General features: G+C 67.7%; 19 protein-coding genes. 6 read left to right on the forward strand and 13 right to left on the reverse strand.

Annotated elements, in window-relative coordinates:
• Positions 1 to 78: 78 nt before the first annotated feature.
• Positions 79 to 669 carry a porin family protein gene (locus AC3WQY_RS03400; RefSeq protein WP_285234229.1) on the reverse strand — a complete coding sequence of 197 codons (591 nt, stop codon included), beginning with the start codon at positions 667 to 669 and terminating at the stop codon, positions 79 to 81.
• 175 nt (positions 670 to 844) lie between these two features.
• Between AC3WQY_RS03400 and AC3WQY_RS03405 the strand changes: the two genes are divergently transcribed.
• From AC3WQY_RS03405 to uvrA, 3 genes are read left to right on the forward strand one after another with little or no spacing between them, the layout of a single operon-like run.
• Positions 845 to 1,525, forward strand: a complete 681-nt coding sequence (locus tag AC3WQY_RS03405) for a response regulator (RefSeq protein ID WP_492705807.1) — start codon at positions 845 to 847, stop codon at positions 1,523 to 1,525.
• Between the two features lie 10 nt (positions 1,526 to 1,535).
• Positions 1,536 to 2,942, forward strand: coding sequence for a sensor histidine kinase (locus tag AC3WQY_RS03410; protein WP_492705809.1), 1,407 nt, complete (start codon positions 1,536 to 1,538; stop codon positions 2,940 to 2,942).
• A 48-nt stretch (positions 2,943 to 2,990) separates the two neighbouring features.
• Positions 2,991 to 5,894 carry an excinuclease ABC subunit UvrA gene (gene uvrA, locus AC3WQY_RS03415; protein ID WP_492705811.1) on the forward strand — a complete coding sequence of 968 codons (2,904 nt, stop codon included), beginning with the start codon at positions 2,991 to 2,993 and terminating at the stop codon, positions 5,892 to 5,894.
• Positions 5,895 to 5,897: 3 nt separating this feature from the next.
• Here uvrA and AC3WQY_RS03420 read toward each other — a convergent pair whose 3' ends face one another.
• The gene (locus tag AC3WQY_RS03420) at positions 5,898 to 6,674 is read right to left on the reverse strand and encodes an MHFG family PEP-CTERM protein (RefSeq protein ID WP_492705814.1); all 777 of its coding nucleotides are present in this window, start codon (positions 6,672 to 6,674) and stop codon (positions 5,898 to 5,900) included.
• A 206-nt stretch (positions 6,675 to 6,880) separates the two neighbouring features.
• Here AC3WQY_RS03420 and AC3WQY_RS03425 point away from each other — a divergent pair, with 206 nt between their 5' ends.
• A complete protein-coding gene (locus AC3WQY_RS03425) occupies positions 6,881 to 7,285 on the forward strand; it encodes a response regulator (protein WP_285234234.1) in 405 nt (134 codons plus the stop codon).
• Between the two features lie 72 nt (positions 7,286 to 7,357).
• Here the strand turns inward: AC3WQY_RS03425 and AC3WQY_RS03430 are convergent, their stop codons facing one another.
• The 5 genes from AC3WQY_RS03430 to AC3WQY_RS03450 form a co-directional block, all read right to left on the reverse strand.
• Complete coding sequence (locus AC3WQY_RS03430; protein ID WP_285234235.1) at positions 7,358 to 7,777, reverse strand: SWIB/MDM2 domain-containing protein; 420 nt, start codon at positions 7,775 to 7,777, stop codon at positions 7,358 to 7,360.
• Between the two features lie 193 nt (positions 7,778 to 7,970).
• The gene (locus AC3WQY_RS03435; protein ID WP_492705817.1) at positions 7,971 to 9,086 is read right to left on the reverse strand and encodes an alpha-hydroxy acid oxidase; all 1,116 of its coding nucleotides are present in this window, start codon (positions 9,084 to 9,086) and stop codon (positions 7,971 to 7,973) included.
• Complete coding sequence (locus AC3WQY_RS03440; RefSeq protein WP_492705820.1) at positions 9,083 to 9,766, reverse strand: Fe2+-dependent dioxygenase; 684 nt, start codon at positions 9,764 to 9,766, stop codon at positions 9,083 to 9,085. The genes AC3WQY_RS03435 and AC3WQY_RS03440 overlap by 4 nt, the downstream gene beginning before the upstream one ends.
• A gap of 9 nt (positions 9,767 to 9,775) precedes the next feature.
• A complete protein-coding gene (locus AC3WQY_RS03445) occupies positions 9,776 to 12,037 on the reverse strand; it encodes a TonB-dependent receptor (protein ID WP_492705822.1) in 2,262 nt (753 codons plus the stop codon).
• A gap of 119 nt (positions 12,038 to 12,156) precedes the next feature.
• Complete coding sequence (locus AC3WQY_RS03450; protein ID WP_492705826.1) at positions 12,157 to 12,945, reverse strand: energy transducer TonB; 789 nt, start codon at positions 12,943 to 12,945, stop codon at positions 12,157 to 12,159.
• 171 nt (positions 12,946 to 13,116) lie between these two features.
• On the opposite strand from AC3WQY_RS03450, the gene AC3WQY_RS03455 reads away from it, so the two are divergent.
• Positions 13,117 to 13,473: a phage holin family protein gene (locus AC3WQY_RS03455; protein ID WP_285234240.1), complete on the forward strand. Its 357-nt coding sequence runs from the start codon at positions 13,117 to 13,119 to the stop codon at positions 13,471 to 13,473.
• On the opposite strand, the gene AC3WQY_RS03460 is transcribed toward AC3WQY_RS03455, so the two are convergent.
• Positions 13,470 to 15,062, reverse strand: coding sequence for a M48 family metalloprotease (locus AC3WQY_RS03460; protein ID WP_492705829.1), 1,593 nt, complete (start codon positions 15,060 to 15,062; stop codon positions 13,470 to 13,472). The genes AC3WQY_RS03455 and AC3WQY_RS03460 overlap by 4 nt on opposite strands.
• Before the next feature lie 97 nt (positions 15,063 to 15,159).
• Here AC3WQY_RS03460 and moaC point away from each other — a divergent pair, with 97 nt between their 5' ends.
• Positions 15,160 to 15,645: a cyclic pyranopterin monophosphate synthase MoaC gene (moaC, locus tag AC3WQY_RS03465; protein WP_285234242.1), complete on the forward strand. Its 486-nt coding sequence runs from the start codon at positions 15,160 to 15,162 to the stop codon at positions 15,643 to 15,645.
• A 21-nt stretch (positions 15,646 to 15,666) separates the two neighbouring features.
• Here moaC and AC3WQY_RS03470 read toward each other — a convergent pair whose 3' ends face one another.
• The 5 genes from AC3WQY_RS03470 to AC3WQY_RS03490 form a co-directional block, all read right to left on the reverse strand.
• Positions 15,667 to 17,229: a PglL family O-oligosaccharyltransferase gene (locus tag AC3WQY_RS03470; protein ID WP_492705832.1), complete on the reverse strand. Its 1,563-nt coding sequence runs from the start codon at positions 17,227 to 17,229 to the stop codon at positions 15,667 to 15,669.
• Between the two features lie 259 nt (positions 17,230 to 17,488).
• Positions 17,489 to 17,929, reverse strand: coding sequence for a pilin (locus AC3WQY_RS03475; protein ID WP_492705834.1), 441 nt, complete (start codon positions 17,927 to 17,929; stop codon positions 17,489 to 17,491).
• A gap of 43 nt (positions 17,930 to 17,972) precedes the next feature.
• Complete coding sequence (tfpZ, locus tag AC3WQY_RS03480) at positions 17,973 to 18,734, reverse strand: TfpX/TfpZ family type IV pilin accessory protein (RefSeq protein WP_492705836.1); 762 nt, start codon at positions 18,732 to 18,734, stop codon at positions 17,973 to 17,975.
• Between the two features lie 8 nt (positions 18,735 to 18,742).
• On the reverse strand, positions 18,743 to 20,155 hold the full coding sequence (locus AC3WQY_RS03485) for an O-antigen ligase family protein (RefSeq protein WP_492705838.1): 1,413 nt from the start codon (positions 20,153 to 20,155) through the stop codon (positions 18,743 to 18,745).
• A gap of 74 nt (positions 20,156 to 20,229) precedes the next feature.
• The gene (locus AC3WQY_RS03490) at positions 20,230 to 20,655 is read right to left on the reverse strand and encodes a pilin (protein ID WP_492705841.1); all 426 of its coding nucleotides are present in this window, start codon (positions 20,653 to 20,655) and stop codon (positions 20,230 to 20,232) included.
• Positions 20,656 to 20,712 lie beyond the last annotated feature (57 nt).

Raw genomic sequence — 20,712 nt, forward strand, 5'->3', positions numbered from 1 at the left:
TCCCAGGGCATTCTTCGGCAGGCTCCATTCTGGCCTGCCGCGAGATCACCACCAGGGGGGATTGCGCCGAGCGTCGGCTTAGAAGCTCAGGCGCGCGCCGAGCATGAAGGTGCTGGCCTTCACCTGGCTGGAGACCTTGCCGTAGTTGTCGTAGTCGGCCGTCAGCGCCAGGTTCTTGGCCAGCTTGTACTCGGCACCCACGCCCCACATCAGGCTGGTCTTGCTGCCCTGCAGGCTGTCGCCCGCGGGCAGCAGGTTGGTGCCGGAGACCTTGTTGCGCGCCACGCCCAGGCGGCCCTGCAGCGAGAACTGCTCGTTGAGCGCATGGCGGGCGGTGGCGGCGGCGTAGAAGCTGCTGGCCTTGCCCTCCTGCGTCACCGCGCCGGTGGCCAGCGTGGCCTGCTCGCTGAAGCTGCCCAGGCGGGCGTAGCCGGCCTCGAGGCCGAAGTTCTCGTTCAGGCGATAGCCGCCATAGAGCTTGTAGGCGGTGTCGCGGCTGTCCTTGCCGGTGACGGGCACCGAGGGGCTGGGCAGGCTGAAGCTGCTGCGGCCCACCGACAGGCCGCCGTAGGCGCCCAGCTCGTCGGACTGCGGGGCGGCTTGTGCGGCCTGGGCCGCGAGCAGCAGGGCAGTGGCGGAGATCAGGGCGAGTTGTTTCTTCGATGGCATGGAATAACTTCCTTCAGAGCAGCGGCGAATGGTTCATTGCGAGTCACGGCACCGCGTGTTGACCGGGACATGCTGCAGTGTGGCCAGCGGCCCTGAAGCTGCGCTCAAGGCTTGCTGAAGAGGGGCTGAAGGTGACTTCATGCCATCCTCAGGCTGAAGCGTTCCAATACGGGGCATGAAAGTGCTGCTGGTGGAAGACGATCTGGACCTGGGCAATGGCGTGCGCATGGCGCTGGCCGAACAGGGCATGGAGGTGGTGTGGGTACGGCGCCTGGCCGACGCCATGCAGACGCTGACAAACAGCGTGGCCGATCTGGTGCTGCTCGACCTAGGGCTGCCGGATGGCGACGGCCTCAGCCTGCTGGCCCACCTGAAGCGCGAGAAGCTGCGCCTGCCGGTGCTGATACTCACCGCGCGCGACAGCCTGCAGGAGCGCCTGCTGGGTCTGGACAGCGGCGCCGACGATTACCTCGTCAAGCCCTTCGCCCTGGCCGAACTGATCTCGCGCGTGCGCGCCCTGGTGCGGCGCAGCTACGGCCAGGAGGACGAGACCCTCGAGCTGCGCGGCATCTGCGTGCAGGAGCAGACCATGCGCGTGCTGGTGAAGGGCGACCCGGTGGAGCTCTCGCGCTCGGAATTCGCGCTGCTGGTGGCGCTGATGAAGCGCGCCGACCGCGTGCTGACGCGCCGGCTGCTGGAGGAGCAGGTGCTGCCCGGCGGCAGCGCCGAGAGCAATGTGCTGGACGTGCACATGTCCAATCTGCGCAAGAAGATCGGCGAGGGCTTCATACGCACGGTGCGCGGCGTGGGCTATGTGATCGACCGCCAGGCCCCCGCCAGGGCCGGCGGCAAGTGAGGCAGCCGTCGTGAGGCTCAAGCGCTGGCTCGCGCGCATGCGCGAGCCCTCGGTGCTGCGCCGCCTGGTGGTGGCCCAGGTGGTGCTGGTGCTGGCGCTCTGGCTGGGCCTGATCGCCTTTGCCATCAACGACGCGGTGCGCGACACCTCGGTGTTCGACAGCGGCCACCGTTTCGAGTCCATCATCGCCGTCACCGAAGCGCTGCAGGACCAGCCCGAGCAGCTGCAACGCGTGCTGCAGCAGATCGACTTGTTCCAGCGTCTCGAGAACGGTGCCGACGACCTGCCGCAGCTGCGCATGGCGATGACGGTATGGCGCGGCGCGGAGCTGGTCTATGCCAGCCCGGGCGAGCCCGGCGCCATCCCCAGCCCGCCGGGCGACGGCATGCAGTGGGTGGAGGGCCAGGGGCAGCGCTGGCGTGCGCTTACCAAGCAGTCGCAGCGCTCCAATGTGCGCGTGACGCTGATGCTGCCGGGCAGCGCCACCAATGTGCTGCTGACGCTCAGCTCCAAGGGCCTGCTGGTGCTGCCGCTGCTGATCAGCCTGCCCCTGCTGGTGCTGCCGGCCTGGATCTCGGTGCGCATCGCGCTGCGGCCCTGGCGGCGCGTCAGCCACGAGATTGCGCTGCGCGGCGCGGGCGATCTCTCGCCGCTGCAGTTCACCCCCCAGCATCGCGAGCTGCGCCCCATGCTGAGCGCGGTGAACGCGCTGCTCAAGCGCGTGCAGCAGGGCCTGCAGCGCGAGCGCAGCTTCATCGCCGACGCCGCGCACGAGCTGCGCACGCCGCTGGCGGCGATGCGCGTGCATGCCGAGGCCCTGCAGGGCCGCCACCAGGACGACGCGCAATCGCAGGCCTGGCTGCAGGGCATGTTGCGCAGCGAGGCGCGCGCCACCCGCCTGGTGGGCCAGCTGCTGGCCCTGATGCGCAGCGACGCCGCGGCCCAGCCGCCGCAGCGCCTGGCCTTGGACGAGTTGCTGCAGGACCGCCTCGCCGCGCTGGACCTGCTGGCCAGCAGCAAGGGCCTGGAGCTGGACTGCGAGGCCGAGGCCGGCCTGCGCGTCTTCGGCGAGCACGAGGGCCTGGCCTCGATGCTGGACAACCTGACCGAGAACGCCATCAAGTACAGCCCGCCGGGCGGCCATCTGCTGATACGGCTGCGGCGCGAGGGTCAAGAGGCGCTGCTGGAATTCCACGACCAGGGCCCCGGCATCCCCGAGCCCTGGCGCGAGCGCGTGTTCGACCGCTTCTTCCGCGTGCCCGACCAGGCCCAGCAGGGCAGCGGCCTGGGCCTGGCGATCGTGCGCAGCGTGGTGCTGGGGCTGGGCGGCAGCATCGTCCTGGGCGATTCGGCCCTGCTGCCGGGGCCGGGCGGAACCCCCGGTTTATGTGTCCGGGTGCGGCTGCCATTGGGATAAACGAGGCCCTCGCCCTATGATGGCGAGTTCGCCCATTGTTTGAGCCCCATGTCCCAGCCCGACCGTCCCTTGCCCGCAGAAACACCGATGATCCGCGTGCGGGGTGCGCGCACCCACAATCTGAAGAACATCGACGTCGATCTGCCGCGCAACCAGCTGGTGGTGATCACGGGGCTGTCGGGCTCGGGCAAGTCCAGCCTGGCCTTCGACACGCTCTATGCCGAGGGTCAGCGCCGCTATGTCGAGAGCCTCTCGGCCTATGCGCGCCAGTTCCTGCAGCTGATGGACAAGCCCGATGTGGACGTGATCGAGGGCCTCTCGCCCGCCATCTCGATCGAGCAGAAGGCCACCAGCCACAACCCGCGCTCCACCGTCGGCACGGTCACCGAGATCCACGACTACCTGCGCCTGCTCTATGCGCGCGCCGGTACGCCCTTCTGCCCCGACCACCATCTGCCGCTGGAGGCCTCCAGCCCCAGCCAGATGGTGGACGCCACCCTGGCCATGCCCGAGGACAGCAAGCTGATGCTGCTGGCCCCGGTGGTGCGCGACCGCAAGGGCGAGTTCGTCGAGCTGTTCCAGGACCTGCAGGCGCAGGGTTATGTGCGCTTTCGCGTCGATGGCCAGACGGTGGAAGCGCCCGACATCCCGGCGCTGAAGAAGGCCGAGAAGCACGACATCGATGTGGTGGTGGACCGCATCAAGCTGCGTGCCGAGAATGCCGACAGCCTGCGCCAGCGCCTCGCCGAGAGCTTCGAGGCGGCGATGCGCCTGGCCGAGGGCCGCGCCCTGGTGCTCAATATGGACACGGGCGCCGAGACCATTTTCTCCAGCAAGTTCTCCTGCCCGGTGTGCAGCTATTCGCTGCCCGAGCTGGAGCCGCGCCTGTTCTCCTTCAACTCGCCGGTGGGCGCCTGCCCCAGCTGCGAGGGCCTGGGCCAGGTCACCGTGTTCGATGCCGAGCGCGTGGTGGCCTTCCCCACCCTCTCGCTCGCCAGCGGCGCGGTGAAGGGCTGGGATCGCCGCAACGGCTACACCTTCTCCTTCCTGGAAAGCGTGGCGGCGCATTACGGCTTCGACATCGAGCTGCCTTTTGAAGAGCTGCCCGAGAGCGCGCGCCAGGTGCTGCTGCATGGCTCGGGCACGGACGACATCGCCTTCGTCTACCAGGCCGAAAGCGCGGCCGGCAAGAAGCGCAGCGTGAAGCGTTCGCACCCCTTCGAGGGCATCCTGCCGAATCTGGAGCGGCGCTACAAGGAAACCGACTCGGCCGCGGTGCGCGAGGACCTGGCGCGCTATATGGCCGCCAAGCCCTGCCCGCACTGCGAGGGCTCGCGCCTGCGCCGCGAGGCCCGCAACGTGGTGCTGCAGCCGGCCGACGCCGCGCCCGGCTTCAAGGGCAAGCCCATCTACGAGGTGGAGCACGCCACGCTGCGCGAATGCCTGCACTATTTCGAAGGCCTGAAGCTCAAGGGCGCCAAGGCCGAGATCGGCGACAAGGTGGTGCGCGAGATCAGCTCACGCCTGCGCTTCCTCAACGACGTGGGGCTCAACTACTTGAGCCTGGACCGCAGCGCCGACACGCTCTCGGGCGGCGAGGCCCAGCGCATCCGCCTGGCCTCGCAGATCGGTTCGGGCCTGACCGGCGTGATGTATGTGCTGGACGAGCCCAGCATCGGCCTGCACCAGCGTGACAACGACCGCCTCATCGCCACGCTGCGGCGACTGCGCGACCTCGGCAACTCGGTGCTGGTGGTCGAGCATGACGAGGACGCGATCCGCGCCGCCGACCATGTGCTGGACTTGGGGCCCGGCGCCGGCGTGCATGGCGGCCAGATCATCGCCCAGGGCACGCCGGACGAGGTGGCGGCCAATCCCGACTCGCTCACCGGCCGCTATCTGAGCGGCGCGGCGCGCATCGAGGTGCCCGGCCAGCGCCATATGCCGGGCGAGCAGCGCCTGCGCATCGTCAACGCACGCGGCAACAACCTGAAGGGCGTGACGGCCGAGTTCCCGGTCGGGCTGCTGACCTGCGTGACCGGCGTCTCGGGCTCGGGCAAGAGCACGCTGGTGAATGACACGCTCTACGCCGCCGTGGCCAAGAAGCTCTACCAGAGCCACCAGGACCCGGCCGCGCACGACGAGATCGAGGGCATGGAGGCCTTCGACAAGGTCATCAACGTCGACCAGTCGCCGATCGGCCGCACGCCGCGCTCCAACCCGGCCACCTACACCGGTCTGTTCACGCCCATCCGCGAGCTGTTTGCCGAGATGCCCACCGCGCGCGAGCGCGGCTACGGGCCGGGCCGCTTCAGCTTCAATGTGGCCGGCGGCCGCTGCGAGGCCTGCCAGGGCGATGGCGTGCTGAAGGTGGAGATGCACTTCCTGCCCGATGTCTACGTGCCCTGCGACGTCTGCCATGGCAAGCGCTACAACCGCGAAACCCTGGAGGTGCTCTACAAGGGCAAGAACATCACCCAGGTGCTGGACCTGACGGTGGAGGACGCCTACGCCTTCTTCAGCGCCGTGCCGACGCTGGCGCGCAAGCTGCAGACGCTGCTGGACGTGGGCCTGGGCTATGTGAAGCTGGGCCAGAGCGCCACCACGCTCTCGGGCGGCGAGGCGCAGCGCGTCAAGCTGGCGCTGGAGCTCTCCAAGCGCGATACCGGCCGCACCCTCTACATCCTCGACGAGCCGACCACCGGCCTGCACTTCGCCGACATCGCGCTGCTTCTCAAGGTGCTGCACCAGCTGCGCGACGCCGGCAACACCATCGTCGTGATCGAGCACAACCTCGACGTCATCAAGACGGCCGACTGGCTGATCGACATGGGGCCCGAGGGCGGCTCGGGCGGGGGTCAGCTCTTGCTGGCGGGCACGCCCGAAGCGTTGGCCGGGCATGAGGGCAGCCACACGGGCCGTTACCTCAAGCCCCTGCTGGCGCGGCGCTGATCCTCAGCGCAGCGGGCGGCGCCGGGCCATGAAGCCCAGCGCGGCCAGGCCGGCCAGCAGCATGGCCCAGCTGCCGGGCTCGGGCACCGGCGTGGTGACGTTGCCATTGGGGCCGAGCGGCAGGCCGGGCACCGGCGGCGGGGGCAGCGGCGTGGGACGCGCGTCGACGATCAGCGTGCCGCCGTTGCCGGCGGGCAGGCCGAGGCCCGAGGCGGTGGGCGCCAGCGGCGTACCGGCCACTTGGTTGAAGCTGCCCTGCGCACCGCCACCCATGTCGCCACCGGCGGCCGGCGGATCGAATTCCAGCGGCGTCTCGTCCTCGCGCGCAGACGAGGCCACCGTGGTGGCGGCGGCCGGCGCCGTGGCCACCGGGCGCGCGGCCAGGCGCTTGATGCGGCTGACGTTGCGGCACACGGTCGGCACGATGATGCACTGGCCATCTTCGCAATAGACCAGGCCGCGCTCCTCCTGCTGCTCGCTCCACTTCACGCGGCTGACCGTCGTGCAGACGCTGCCAGCACCGAAGTGCATGTCGCGGATCTCGTTGCTGTACTGGGCCTTGCCGGTGATGCTGTCGCGCTTGATGCTGGCGATCTCGTCGTACTGACGCGCCTGCATGCGGGCCTTGAGCTTGTCGCGCGTGGCCTGAGGGATGTCCTTGTAGCGATCCACGGCCGCCACCACATCGCCCATGAAGGGGTTCACGCCCGGCCGGTCCCACGAGCAGTGGGGCAGGGTGGCGCTGGATGCGGCAAGGGCAAGGGCAGCGACGAGGGACATAGGGCTTTCCGGGTTGCGACGGCGGTCTGAGGGACTACGAGGCGCAAGTGTAAGTAGCGGTGACGCGCACCCTAGGGTCTTCCCCCCCATGCAAGGGGGCCGCCATCCATGCCTTTGTTCACACTTTTCGCCGCCGCATGCGGGCCTGCCGCCGGCCGGCCAATCGCTGGTATCGTGCGCGGGCGCGCCCGCTTGCCCAACCCACCATGACCCTGCCCTCGCCCGCCCAACCCAGCACGCACCAGGTGCTGTACGTCGAAGACGACCGCATCAACATCATCCTGATGGAAGAGGTGTTCCGCCTGCTGCCCGACTGGACCCTGGTGTGCGCCGAAGACGGCGCCGAGGCCTTGGGCGTGCTCAACGAGATCAGCCCCGGCCTGGTGCTGATCGACATGAACCTGCCCGACATGAGCGGCATGGACTTGCTGGCGCGGCTGCGCGCCGATGCGCGCTGGCAGGCGCTGCCCTGCGTGGCGCTGTCGGCCGACAACGATGACCAGCAGGTGCGCGCGGCACGCGCGGCCGGCTTCATCGACTACTGGCTCAAGCCCATCGAGGTGCCGCGCCTGAAGGCCGCGCTGCAGCGCTTCATGTCGGCGGCGCGCTGAGCGCCATAAAAAAGGCCCGCGAACTGCGGGCCTGATCGTCAGAGTCCGGCCCGCGGTTAGCGGGCCGTCATCTCACTTCAAGTGGCTGTTGATCAGCTTGGTCATTTCGAACATATCGGCCTTGGCCTTGCCGAAGATTTCCTTCAGCTTGGCGTCGGCGACGATGATGCGCTTCTGCACTTCGTCTTGCAGCTTGTGCTTCTTGATGTATTCCCAGACCTTCTTGGTCACGTCGGTGCGCGGCAGAGGAGCTGCACCAACGATGGCTGCCAGCGCTGCGCTGGGGGTCAGGGCCTTCATGAAGGCTGCATTGGGCGTGCGCTTCTTGGCGGGTGCAGCGGCCTTCTTGACCGGAGCTGCCTTCTTCGCCGGCGCTGCCTTCTTTGCAGGAGCTGCCTTCTTCGCAGGTGCTGCGGCCTTCTTGGCCGGAGCTGCCGCCTTCTTGGCCGGTGCCGCCTTCTTAGCGGGCGCGGCCTTCTTCGCAGTTGCCATTTCGATTCTCTCCATCAAAGGTTGGTTGATGTGCCGGGCCCCGGGCGAAGGTCTGACCCTTCATTTCTCTCTAGCACCCTGCGCAGGCAATGGTACTGCGCACCTCTGGCATTGAGAAGGCTTTCATAGGGGAAGTTGCAGCGAAGAGTTGATGAATAGCACCCAACAAACCCTCATGTGTCGCAGCCGTGCATCACTTGTGCGCGGACCACAGCAAATGCGGGCCCGCATCGGCCAGTGTCTTGCAGCCGCACAAGGCCATCGCGATCTCGAGTTCATCGCGCAAAAGCCGCAGCGCGTGCGCCACGCCATGCGCGCCGGCGGTCGCCAGCGCATGCATATAGGGCCGCCCCAACAGCACCGCATCGGCGCCCAGCGCGATCGCCTTCAGCACGTCGGTGCCGCGCCGGATGCCGCCGTCGACCAGCAGCGTCGCTTCCTCGCCGAGCGCCGCGCGCAGCGGCGGCAGCAGTTCGGCGCTGGCCGGCAAGGTGTCGAGCGTGCGGCCGCCGTGGTTGGAAACGATCAGCCCGGCAACGCCGCGGCGCAGCGCCTCGCGGCCATCGTCCACATGGCTCACGCCCTTGAGCAGCAGCGGCAGCCGGCTGTGCGCGCGCAGCCAGTCGATCTCGTCCCAGGTGGCGGCACGCGGCATCAGGCCGTCGAACAGCGCGCTCTGGCCGGCCTGCAGCTGCAAGGCCTGCTTGACCCCGCCCAGATTGACGGCGCGGATGTGCGGCGGCAGCTGGAAGCCGGCGCGGCGCTCGCGGTCGCGCGCGCCATGCACCGGTGCATCTACCGTCAGCACCAGCGCCTGGTAGCCGGCCGCCTCGATGCGCTGCAGCAGCTCGCGCATGAACGCGCGGTCGTCGCGCCAGTAGAGCTGGAACCACAGCGGCCCCGCCTGCGGCTCCTGCGCAAAGGCCGCGGCCACCGCACCCATGTCGACGCTGGACTGCGCGCTCAGCACCATGCCGGCACCCTGCGCCGCGGCGGCGTAGGCGCTCGCCAGCTCGCCGTCCGCATGCACCAGCTGCTGGTAGGCGATCGGCGCGAGCAGGATGGGATGCGCCAGCTCGCGGCCCAGCAGCGGCACGCGCGTGTGGCCACCGCCGAGCGCGCGCAGCACGCGCGGCTGCAGCTTGATGGCGTCCCAGGCGCTGCGGTTGGCGCGCAGCGTCAGCTCGTCGGCCGCGCCACCGCTGAGATAGGCCCAGGCCTGCGCATCCACGCACGCCATCGCATGGGCCTCGAAGTCGGCCAGGTTGACGACCTCGGGCGGGATCGGCTGCAGCGCGGACAGGCTCATGTGTCGGCCCACATGCGCAGCAGGTTGTGGTACGTGCCGGTGAGCTGCACCGTGGCGGCGCTCTCGCCATGCTCGCTGCGCATCGCGGTGAGTGCCAGGTCCATCTCGTAGAGCAGGCGGCGCTGCTCGTCGCTGCGCACCATGCTCTCGATCCAGAAGAAGCTGGCCAGCCTGGCGCCGCGCGTGACCGGCTCGACGCGGTGCACGCTGGTGCCCGGGTAGAGCACGGCATCGCCGGCCGCCAGCTTGACGCGCTGCTCGCCATAGGTGTCGGCGATCACCAGCTCGCCGCCCTCGTAGTCCGTGGGTTCGGCGAGGAAGACGGTGCAGGAGATGTCGGTGCGCACGCGTTGCGCCGAGCCCGGCACATAACGGATCGCCTGATCCACATGGTCGCCGTAGTGGTTGCTGTCGCCGCCGTAGCGGTTGAACATCGGCGGCAGCACGCGCTTGGGCAGGGCCGCGGTGAAGAACAGCGTGTTGCGCTCCAGCGCGGCCAGCAACAGGGCCTGCAGCTGCCGGGTGGCGGGCGCCTCACGCGGCAGCTGCTGGTTGTGCTTGACCTGGGCGGCCTGGCTGCCCGCGGTGCGCGCGCCGCTTTCCCATTCGGCCTCCTCCAGCCCGGCGCGCAATTGGCGCAGGGTCTCGACGTCCAGTACCTCGGGAATGCGGATCAACATGGCGGACTCCTAGAACTTGTAGCTGCCGGTGAGCTGGAACATGCGGCCGGCGCCCGGCACATAGTGGCCGGTGTAGAGCGAGTCGGCATAGAGCTTGTCGGCCACATTGCTCACGTTCGCCTTGAACAGCAGCTTGTTGGCGATCAGCGCGTACTCGGCCATCAGGTCGGCGGTGATGAACTTGGGCGCGTAGAAGCCGGGGTTGCGGTTGGGCTGCTGGCCGCTGCGCCCATTCAGGCCGGCGCCGACGCGCAGCTTGGGGCTGAGCTGGTAGGTGGTCCAGAGCGTGCCGGTGTGCTGCGGCGTCAGCGAGGGGCGGTCGCCCTGCATCTCGCCGCTGCCGGCCGAGCTGATGTCGATCTTGGCCACCGGCATCCACATATAGGAAAGGAAGATCTCCCAGTCGGCCGTGAGGCGGCCGCTGAAGTCCATCTCCACGCCGGCGGCATGGCGCTTGCCCGACAGCGTGACCAGATTGACGAGCGGATCGGTGTTGCGCTCGTGCAGCTTGGTGGAGCGGAACAGCGCGAAGCGCGAACTCAGCTTGCCATCGGCCGAATCGATCTTGGCGCCGAGCTCGAGGTTGATGGATTGCTCGGGCGGCAGGTTCTGGTTGTCGGCGCCCAGCGAGTAGGCATCGCCCGAGGTGTTGAAGGAGGTGGCCGCCGAGGCGTGGAAGGACATCAGCTCGTTAGGCTGGAACAGCAGGCCCAGGCGCTTGCTCCATTCCGAGATCTTCATGCGGTAGCTGCTGGTGCTGACCGGCGCGCTGGCATTGTTCGGGATGGCAAAGCTGTCGTAGTCGCCGCGCAGGCTGTCGTAGCGCAGACCGGCCAGCAGCTTCCATTGCGGCGCCACCTGGATCAGGTCCTGCGCATACACGCCGAAGGCGCGCGAGCGGTATTCGCTGGTGCGGCGCAGGCTGCGCCGGCTCTCGTCGATGGCGGCGCCATCGTCCGGGCGACCCACCGTGGTGCTCGGCTTGATGGGCACCACCCCACCCTGCGCGGCGGTGAGCGCACCGTAGACCTGCTTCTTCTCCAGCGACATGTCGGCGCCGGCCTGGAACTCATGCCTGACACCCAGGGCGCTGATCTTGCCGGCCAGGTCGCTTTGCGCCTGCAGGCTCTGCATGTCCTGGATCTTCAGCTGCGTGCCGCGCACGAGCACGGTGTCGGGGCCGAAGGTGGCCAGCGACGCGGCGATGCCGCCCGGCTGCAGCGCCGCCGGTGCAAAGCGCACCGTGCCGGCGCGCTGGTCGCGCGTGTAGTCGGCCTGGCGGATCTTGGTGACGAGCTCGAGCTGGGTGCCGAAGCGGTGGGTGTGCGTCAGCGTCGCATGGGTGGCGCTGCCATCGTTGCGGTCGCTGGCCATGCCGTAATAGGCATCGGGCGACACCGGCATCAGCGTGGTGCTGGCAGCCGGCGCGGTGGGCGTGGGCTTGATCCAGGGCATGCCGTAGTTCATGCCGTTGTTGTTCACCAAGTGGTAAAGCGCGAGGTTGAACTCGTCCACCTCGCCGATGCCCCAGCGCAGGCTGCCGGCCACGCCGGCCTTGTTGATCGATGAGCCGGCGCCGTTGTTGTCGGAGCGGGTCAGCATGGTGCCGATGCGCGCCGCGGCGCTCTCGCCCAGTCGGACATTGAAATCGCCCACCGCACGCACGCCCGCGTGGCTCGACACCGTGACATCGAGCTGATGCTCGTCGATCAGGCGCGGGAGCTTGGTGACCTGGTTCACCGCGCCGCCGGTCGAGCCGCGGCCGAACAGCATCGAGGCCGAGCCGCGCAGCAGCTCGAGCCGATCGAGGAAGAAGGTGTCGCGCTCGTAGAAGGCGGGATCGCGCATGCCGTCGACGAACACGTCGCCGGTGGCCTGCAGCGGGAAGCCGCGCAGGCGGATGTCCTCCTCGCCGCCCTCGGCCGCCTGGAAGGTGATGCCGGCGGTGTTCTTCAGCGCCTCCTTCATGGTGTCGAGGTTGCGGTCATCCATCAGCTTCTCGGTCACCACGGTGATCGATTGGGGGATGTCGCGCAGTTCCTGCTTGCCCTTGCCGATGCGCGTCTCGACGGCCTGATAGCCATCCTTGCCGCTCTTCTCGGCCGCGGCCTTGGCGCGCACCACCGGCAGCACGTTGTCGACCGCCTCGTCGCTGGCAGGCGGCAGTTGCTGGGCCCAGGCCGTGCCGGCCAGGCCGAAGCCGGCGGCCAGGGCGCCCAGCGGCAGCAGCTTGGCGCCGGAGGTGGTTTTTTTCTTGCGGGATGAAGTCATGAGAGAGAGCTCCTGGAGTTGGGGCATGGCTTTGCCCAGGCGGCCTCCAGAGGCGCCGCCGGCATGGCTAGCGGGATTGAATTGAATGGAAGAGAAGGGTCAGGTCTTGCGCGGCGGGCTCAGCGCTCCAGTTCGTAGGACAGGGGCGCGATCACGAACCATTCGATTGCCTGGCCGTTCTCCGTCTGGGGCTTGAAGCGCGCCTGCCGCATCGCGGCCAGCGCCTGTTCGTCGAGGCGCGCAAAGCCCGAGGACTTGTGCAGCAGGATCTGCTTGGGCAGGCCCTGGGCGTCGACCAGCACGCGCAGCAGCACCACACCGCTCTCGCCGGCGCGGCGCGACAGCATCGGCACCTCGACCGGCGGCGCCACCAGGTAGCGCACGGCACTGGCGGCGATCTGCTTGGGCGCGGGCGGCTGGAGCGGCTGCACCGCCACGGCGCTGACGGGCTCGCTGGGCTGCGACGTGGCGGCGGGCGTCGGCGGCGCGGCCTGGGTTGCAGCAGCGCTGGGCGCTGCGGCCGCGTTCACCTGGAACACCGGAATCAGCGTGGCCGGCTCCAGCTGCTGCAAGCGCGCCTGCGGAGGCGGCGGCAGGGGCAGGGGTTTGGGCGGCTCGGTGCGCTGGGGTGCGCTGACGATGCTGACCACCAGCGGCGCCAGCTTGTGCACCGCTTCACGCATGGGCGCGATATGCATGATGGCCCAGATGCCCAGCAGATGCAGGGCCAGCACCACCACACCGGCGAGGCGCGTGCCGCGCTCGGCCTGCGGCTCGTAGCGCAGCGGCGTCAGCATGGGCAGCGCCGGCAAGGCAGCGGCCACGGCCCGTGCAGGCGCACGCTCGACACGCGGCTGATCCGGCTGCAGGGACATCGGTCCGTAGGGCGCGAGAGAGGCTTGAGGCATGGTCGTGGCGGCTTGCGGGCGCAGCCTGTCTGGCTGCCAGGACGGCATGCTACAACAAATGCGAATCGTTCGCATTTGCTTTTCATCAAACTTGCGCGAACTTCCACCTAGGGCAAAGCCCTGAGGTGGCGCCCCTCACCGGGGTCGGGCCCTGCCTGTATGCTTGCCCGCATGAAAACATTGACGCGTTGGCTGCTGCTCTCCGGCGCCCTGCTGCTAGTGGCGCACCTCTACCCCGGCGTGCAGGTGACGAGCTTCAGCTCGGCGATGATTGCGGCGCTGGTGCTGGGCCTGCTCAACACCTTGCTGCGCCCGCTGCTGGTGCTGCTGACCCTGCCCGTGACCGTGCTCAGCCTGGGCCTGTTCCTGTTCGTCATCAACGCCCTGATGTTCTGGGCCGCCGCCTCGCTGCTGGACGGCTTTGCGGTGACGGGTTTCGCCGCCGCGCTGATCGGCTCGCTGATCTACAGCCTGTGCGGCATGCTCATCGACGTGGTGATCGAGCGGCTGTTCGTCAGCGCAGACTAATTTGGCAGCTCAGCGCCGGGCGGCGCCCCGCGCGGATACATATCGGCCAGCAGTTGGCGGCGCTCGTAGAGCAGCGCGCGCAGGCGCGCATCGATCACGGCGGCCTCGAACTGATCGGCCTCGCGGCCACGCGACTGGCGCAGGCCCGAGCGCATGCGGTCGATGGCGCCATTGAGATCGCCCATCGCGGCCTGGGCCTCGGCCTGGGCGCGCACGGCGCGTAGCGGCTGGCCCAGCTTGTCCCACAGCAGGCCCAGGCTGCTCCAGGCGCCGGCATCCTGCGCATGCAGGCTGACATGGGTCTGCAGCGCCTCGCTGCTCTCGCGCAGCTGCGCCTCGCGGGTATCGACCAGCGCCAGCTGCGCGCGCATCAGCAGCATGGGTCGCGAGCGCTCGCCGGCCAGAGGCGCCAGCGCGGCCAGGCCGGCCACGGGCTGGCTGCGCGCGGCTTCCAGCTCGGCGCGCAGATAGACCAGCAAGCGGCGCGCGCGCGCATCGGGCCCCAGCATGTCCAGCAGGACGTTGGCGGTCTTGATCGCGCTCTCGGCGCGCGCCCAGTCGCGCATCTTGATCGAGGCCAGCGCACTGGCATAGCGCGCCGCCAGCTGCTCGAAGCCCTGGCCCTGGCGCGCTCCGGCGTCCAGCGCCTGCAGCTGCGCCCAGGCCTCGGCACGCGCGTCCATCAGCACGCGCGCACGCGCCGCCAGCAGGGCATGCTCGGCCACATTGGGCAGGCTCTGCACCTCGCCCGTGCCCAGGCGCGCACGCGCCTCGCCGATGCGCTCGCTCGTCAGCGGGTGCGAGCGCAGATAGGGGTAGCTGCCCGTGTCCATCAGGTGGTAGGCCTGCTCCATGCGCTCGAACATGCTGGCCATGCCGGCGGGCCGGAAGCCGGCCTTGGTCATGACCTGGAAGCCGACGCGGTCGGCCTCGCGCTCCATGTCGCGCGAGAAATTCAGTTGCAACTGCGCTGCGGCGGCCTGGCCACCCACGATGGCCGCATTCGCGGCGCCGACATTGCCGGACTTGGCCGCGGCCAGCACGCCCAGCAGGATGCCGGCAGTGGCCAGCAGGCTGGTCCGCGAATCCCCCACGATGCGGCGCGCGATATGGCGCTGCGTCACGTGCGAGAGTTCATGCGCCAGCACCGAGGCGAGCTCGTCGCGCGCGCCCGTCATCGCAATCAGACCCAGGTGCACGCCGACGAAGCCGCCCGGCAGCGCGAACGCATTCACGCTGCGATCGCGCACCAGAAAGGTCTCCCAGGCAAAGCGGTCCACCGTGTCCTCGCCGATATTGCCGAGCTGCTTGGCCGATGCCACCAGCGGCGCCCAGGTCGCCTCCAGATACTCCTGCAGCAGGGGATCGTCGAGGAAATCGGGATCGGGCCGGATCTGCCGCATCACCTGATCACCCAGCTTGCGCTCCGCGCCGACGTCCACGTCAGCCGACACCGAATCACCCAGGGCCGGCAGGTTGACCTGCGCGATCGCCGGGGTGTTCAGGCTGGACGACACCACCAGCGCGGCCACCAGCGCGATGAGGCGGCGCGGCGGCGGCGATTGCAAGGCTCGCAAGAATCGGGACACGGTCGAAGTTCTCCTGGGGCAAGTGCGGCAGCGTCGCTGACGACTCTGCCACAACTATGATGAGCGGCCACAGGTTTCTGCTTTATTGCTGCGCGCCATGAGCTCCCCATCACCGCTGACCCATTTCGATGCCCAAGGCCAGGCCCATATGGTTGATGTCGGCGCTAAGGACGTGACGCACCGCGTCGCGCGCGCCACCGGCCTGATACGCATGCTGCCTGCCACCCTGGCCCTGATCACCGCAGGCACCGCCAAGAAGGGCGATGTGCTGGGCGTGGCGCGCATTGCCGCGATCCAGGCCGCCAAGCGCACCGCCGACCTGATCCCGCTGTGCCACCCGCTGCCGATCACGCGTGTGGCGGTGGAGTTCGAGATCGATGCCGCCCGGCATGCCGTGCACTGCAGCGCGCAGGTGGAGACGCTGGGTCGCACCGGGGTTGAAATGGAAGCGCTGACCGCCGTGCAGATCGGCCTGCTGACCATCTACGACATGTGCAAGGCCGCCGACCGCGGCATGGTGATCGATGGCGTGCGGGTGCTGGAGAAGCAGGGTGGGAAGTCGGGGGACTGGAAGGCGCCTTGATCTGCCGGGTCGCCGGCATGCTCAGCGCAACTCGCGCCAATCGTAGCGATGCTGCGGTGGCGCGCACTGAAAGGGCAGTTCGCCCGCCGCCGCTGGCGACCGTTCGCAGACTTCCAGCCACTCTGCGCCCTGGGCGCTGCGGAACTCCCTGAGCCTCTGGACCACGTAGCGCGCCTGGTCGGTCTGGCCCACGGCATGCAGTGACTTGGCCCAGGCCATCATGAGGCGCACATCTATGAGGTTATGTGCGGTGCGCCGGGTGGCTTCGAGCGCCGCCTCTCCAGGTGGCGAACTGGTGGCTGCCGCGTAATCGGCCTGGGCCGCAAAGAACAGGCTGCGCTGCGCGCGTGCGATGCGCTGCTCCAGCGGCGCCGCTTGCGCCGGCGGCGCGTACACCGCCACCACCTGCAAGTAATCCTGCACGGCCCACAGGCTGCCCAATAGCAGCGCGCCGCCCGCCAGGCCGAGCGAGAGCCGCAGCGCGGCCGGAGCCGATGCCACCACGCCACCACCGCGCACTTGCGGCGCCAGGCAGAAACCGAATGCGAACGCCGTGGGCAGCAGGAAGTAGCTGTACCAGAGCGGATATTCCAGCAGGCTGTGCAGGCCAATCATCGCCACCACCATGAAAGCGCAGCGCCGCATCACCGCTTCATCTGCCAGGCTGGCGCGGCAGGACTCGCGCCAGGCCACCCAGCACGACCAAAGCAGCAAGCCCAGCACCGCCAGCCCCAGCGGCCAGCCCAACTCCACCAGCACCTGCATGGGCAGGTTGTGGCAATGGTCAAAAAAAGCCACCGGGCGGTCGGGGAAGGGGCTCATCGACCAAGCCAGGTTGAACTCACCCCAACCCACGCCGGTCAGCGGATGCTGCTGCAGCAAGGCCCACGTGTTGCGGAGTATGGCCAGCCGCGACGGTGAACCCGCCCCCTCGGCCAGCCGCGCCTCGGCGCCGAAGGCGTGACTGCCCAGACTCGCCCAGGCGGACAACAGGGCCCAGTGCAGCGCCAGCATCGCCGGCGTGGCGAGCAGGGCGATGCGGCTGGCAGGCGTCAGGCGGCGATCAAGCGCACCCCATAGCGCCAGCAACAGCACCGCCAACATGCCGGTGCGCGAGGCGCTCAGCACGATCGCCAGCACCAGCAACAGCAGGATGGCAGACAAGGTAGCGGGCACCAGCGCGGTCCGGCGCCGCGGGCCCATGGGCTGAGCAAGCGCCACCGCCGCCACGCAGGCCCAGATCAGCAAGCTGGCCAGATGGTTGGGCTGGCGCATATTGCCCACCGCGCGGCCGGGAATGCCCGAGCGCGCGATCCAGCTGCCATCGGCCCAGTCCGGCATGAAGACCTGCATCAGGCTGATGAGCGCGCTGGCCAGCCCCGCCAACAGCAGCGCCCACATGAAGGCAAGAAAGAAACCCTGGCGCTGCTCGGTCGCCAGCGCCTGCGCGGCCAGCAGCACCGCCATGGCCGCCCCCAGCAGGGCCGCACCGGACAGCGCGAGCGACCAGGGCAGGCCGTTCAGCAGCGGCGAACTCAGGGCCGCCAGCAGCATCAGCAGCAGGCCCCACGCCGCAGCCGGCATGCGCTCCCCCCTCACCAGCGGCACCTGCAGGCTAAGATACAGCACCAAGGCGCCCCAGCCCCCCAGAGCCAGCAGTTGATTGAACAGCGTGGCCGAGGGCGAGAGGTTGTAGGCCAGCAGCAGCGGGAGGGCACAAGCGAGTAGCGCAAGCCCTCGGTCAAGAAAAAAATGCTGCTGCAGAGGCGGGAAGCTAGTTGCGTGAGACATGGGCTGGCGCCGCGCCGCGAAGCGCAATGGAAGAACGCCATTAGACCTTGGCTTAGACCCTCGGCCGGTACTTGGCCGGCAACGTGCTGCTGGCGTCGAGCTGCCAGCTGACCCCGCCGGCACTGCATGTGCCTGCATACACCAGCGTGCTGCCCGCAGGCACGCCACCAAAGGCCTTCAGCGTCACGGTGATCTTGGCCTCGGTGGCGCTGACGCCAGCGGCCGAGATCGATTGCACCGCGGAGGGGGTGGCATAGTCACTCGCAGCGCGCAAACCCAGCGAGGCATTGGTGGCCCCCGCCAGGTATTTGGACAAACAGGCCTGACCCAACTCCAGTTGCATTGGGGTCACGGAATCCACGGCCTCGGAAAGCTTGCTGCGGGTCACGTAGTCCTGGTAGCTGGGTAGGGCCACGGTGACCAAGATCGCCACAACCGCCAACACGACCACGACCTCGATCAGCGTGAAACCTCCTGCCTGTTCTGTCATCATGGCGATCACCTCATTCACCGGTTTTCGAGCAGCGCGCTCCGATTCAAAATCCGCTCAGAAGCGCGTATCCAAGCACCGCGCCAGTACCGAGATCGATCAGTGCAATCGCATCAGAACTGCGCGCCAGAATCGGTATGTAGCCAAGCTGCTCCAGCGGACGTCCAATATCTGCACCGGCTTTCCCCAACGCCTGGGCTTGTGCGGCACCTCGGCTGGCCAAGGCAACGGCAGGCTTGGCGACTCGTTTGGCAGCCAAGCGGGCCGCATCATCCCACGGCAGCCAGAAATTTGGGCGCATACCCAGATCAACGCCAGACAGCGCGAGCATCACCGCATCAACCTTTTCCACCGCATCAGGTGCCCTGGTGTTCACAAGGCGCGGACCCGTCCAGGAGATGCCGCGAACTTGCTCAGGTGCGCGCGCCAGTTCGCTCTCAAGCACTGACACAGCCGGTACCACCCTGAAGCGATCCACCTCGAGTGCCAGCACCGCCGGTCTCGCCACTGCCATGGTGTGTAGACCATAGGCCATCGCCGCCAGTTGCAGCAGCACGATGATCGACAAATCCCGGCGCAGCTCGCGACGCGGCTTCTCGGTATTGAACACGACGAGCGTGAGCACAGGGCCAAGCACGACGTCCACAACAACCAGCAGCGTAAACAACGCCGCCCCGCCGGACAGACGGTTGTATGGCCACGGATACCAGACCCCGAAAACAAGCCAGGCAATGAAGGCCGCCAACACAGTGCTGCAGGCCAGATGGACTCCGGCCGCCTGGACCCGATTAAACGTCTTCAGATGCATACGCACATTCAAAACCAACCGTGAGACCAGAACCTGGGGCGCATGCCTTGCACAAGCTCCAGCGGCTCGTTGCCGCGAGAACTCACCACCAGATGCGGCACGCCAAGCCTGGCTTCTGGCCAAGACACCAGATTCAACCACAGCACGGCAGCGAATAAGGCGCAATGGAGCAGCAGCCGCACCGGACGTTGCAGCACTGCTCCTCGCCAAGCCGCCAACTTGCAAGGCTCGGGATTCTCCGAGCCGTCCGCATGCCAGGCCCATGCCATGCCGAAAACGGCGAAACACCACACCTGTGCGTTGGGCATGACCAGATTCCCGGAGAACAGCGCATCAATGCCAATGGCCACACAGGCCGCGAAGAGCCCAGCACCCATAACCGACGATTCAGGATCCCTACAATCGCGCAGCTTCTTCGCCATTGCATACATCGCGCGAAGTACAAGGACCAGCAGCATGATGACAAATGGCAGGCCCATCTCTGCAGCAAGCTGGACGTAGAAATTGTGTGGGTGGGCCGCCTTGGCGTTGGCTTGGTGTGCGAAATGCATGGGGCCGCTGCCCAACCAGGGCGACGCAGCTGCGTGCTGTGCGGCGAGCGCCCATAGATAGTCACGTGAATGTGCGCTGCTCAGTTCTCGGGCATTGGGTTGATATCCGGCGGTCTCCGCCAGGCCCTGCCCGAGGAAGGACAGCAGACCATACAGCAGCAGTCCGGCGACGGCGGCAAGCACAAGCTTCCAAAGCCAAGGTCGCACCCGTGCGCCCAAGAGCAGCCACAACAGCACGGCGGCCCCGCCCATGGCCAGCATGGTCGCACGGCCTGTGGTAGCTACGAGCAAGAACATCTGAAGGCACAGACAGGCGAAGGCCAGCAAACGAAGCTGGCGCGACCACGACGGCCGCAGCGTAAACGCCGTCAGCAGTGGAATGGCTGCGGTTTGGACGTGATTGAAGAAGCGCGGGTTGTCGAACCCCAGGGGCAATTCCCACACCAGCACGATGCGTCCGGTAGCCATTGTCGCCAGCAATACCAACAGCAACAGGACGCTGTAGGCTGCCATCGCACCCAGCACAAAGTAGCTCAGCAAGTCACGCTCGCGCGCCATTCGAGCGATCACCAGCATCATCGCAAGCAATCCGCCAAACAGTGCCAGTTCTCGGACCGCGGCCAAGGGCACTGCGGAACTCAGTGCGGAGAGGAGCGCCAGCACGACCAAGCCGATCGCAAGCAACCGGTAAGCAGTGGACAGTTGGGGCTCACGCCGCGTCGTCAGCAGCAGGGCAAGCGCCGAGATTGCCAGCAGGGGCAGTTGCACAACGCGTGCAAAGTCATGTGCGGAAGCACTGCCACCCAGCAACGAATAGGCCAGGGGCACGACCAGTAAATAGATACCGCATGCGATCTGTACAAGGACCACCACCCGCCTCCCATGATCCCAAACGCAAAAAAACGGGGCAGCGCCCCGTTTTCGCTTAGCTGAGCAACGTTCGCTCAAGAGCCCTTGCAGCTTGCGGGCAGGTACTTCGGATCAACCGAGCCGCCGGAACAGGTCCAAACTACAGCTTCCGCGCCGGCGGGCAAGGAGGCGTTCACAATAATAGTCTTGCCGTCGAGTGCAGCTTCCTTGGCGCTGCCGGTAACGGTCACTTTGGCACCATCCCAGGTGATGCTCGAGGCCATCGAACCTGCGGTCAGGGTGGGCATGGCGATGTCAGCGGCTGCCGGCAAAGTGCTCTTCACCGTCACCCACTCCTGAATATTGGCCTTGGGCTGACCTGCGAGCGCATACAACTCCGACGCCTTGGCCTTGACCGTGTAGTCACGGTAAGCCGGCAGTGCCACAGCAGCCAAGATACCGATGATGGCGACCACGATCATCAGTTCGATCAGGGTGAAACCTTGTTGAACGCGCTTCATAGACAACTCCGTACAAGAAAAGGATTGAGGGGTAGAGACACCCCCTTGAATGCAGGG

Source organism: Roseateles sp. FW301-B2, from assembly GCF_058788955.1.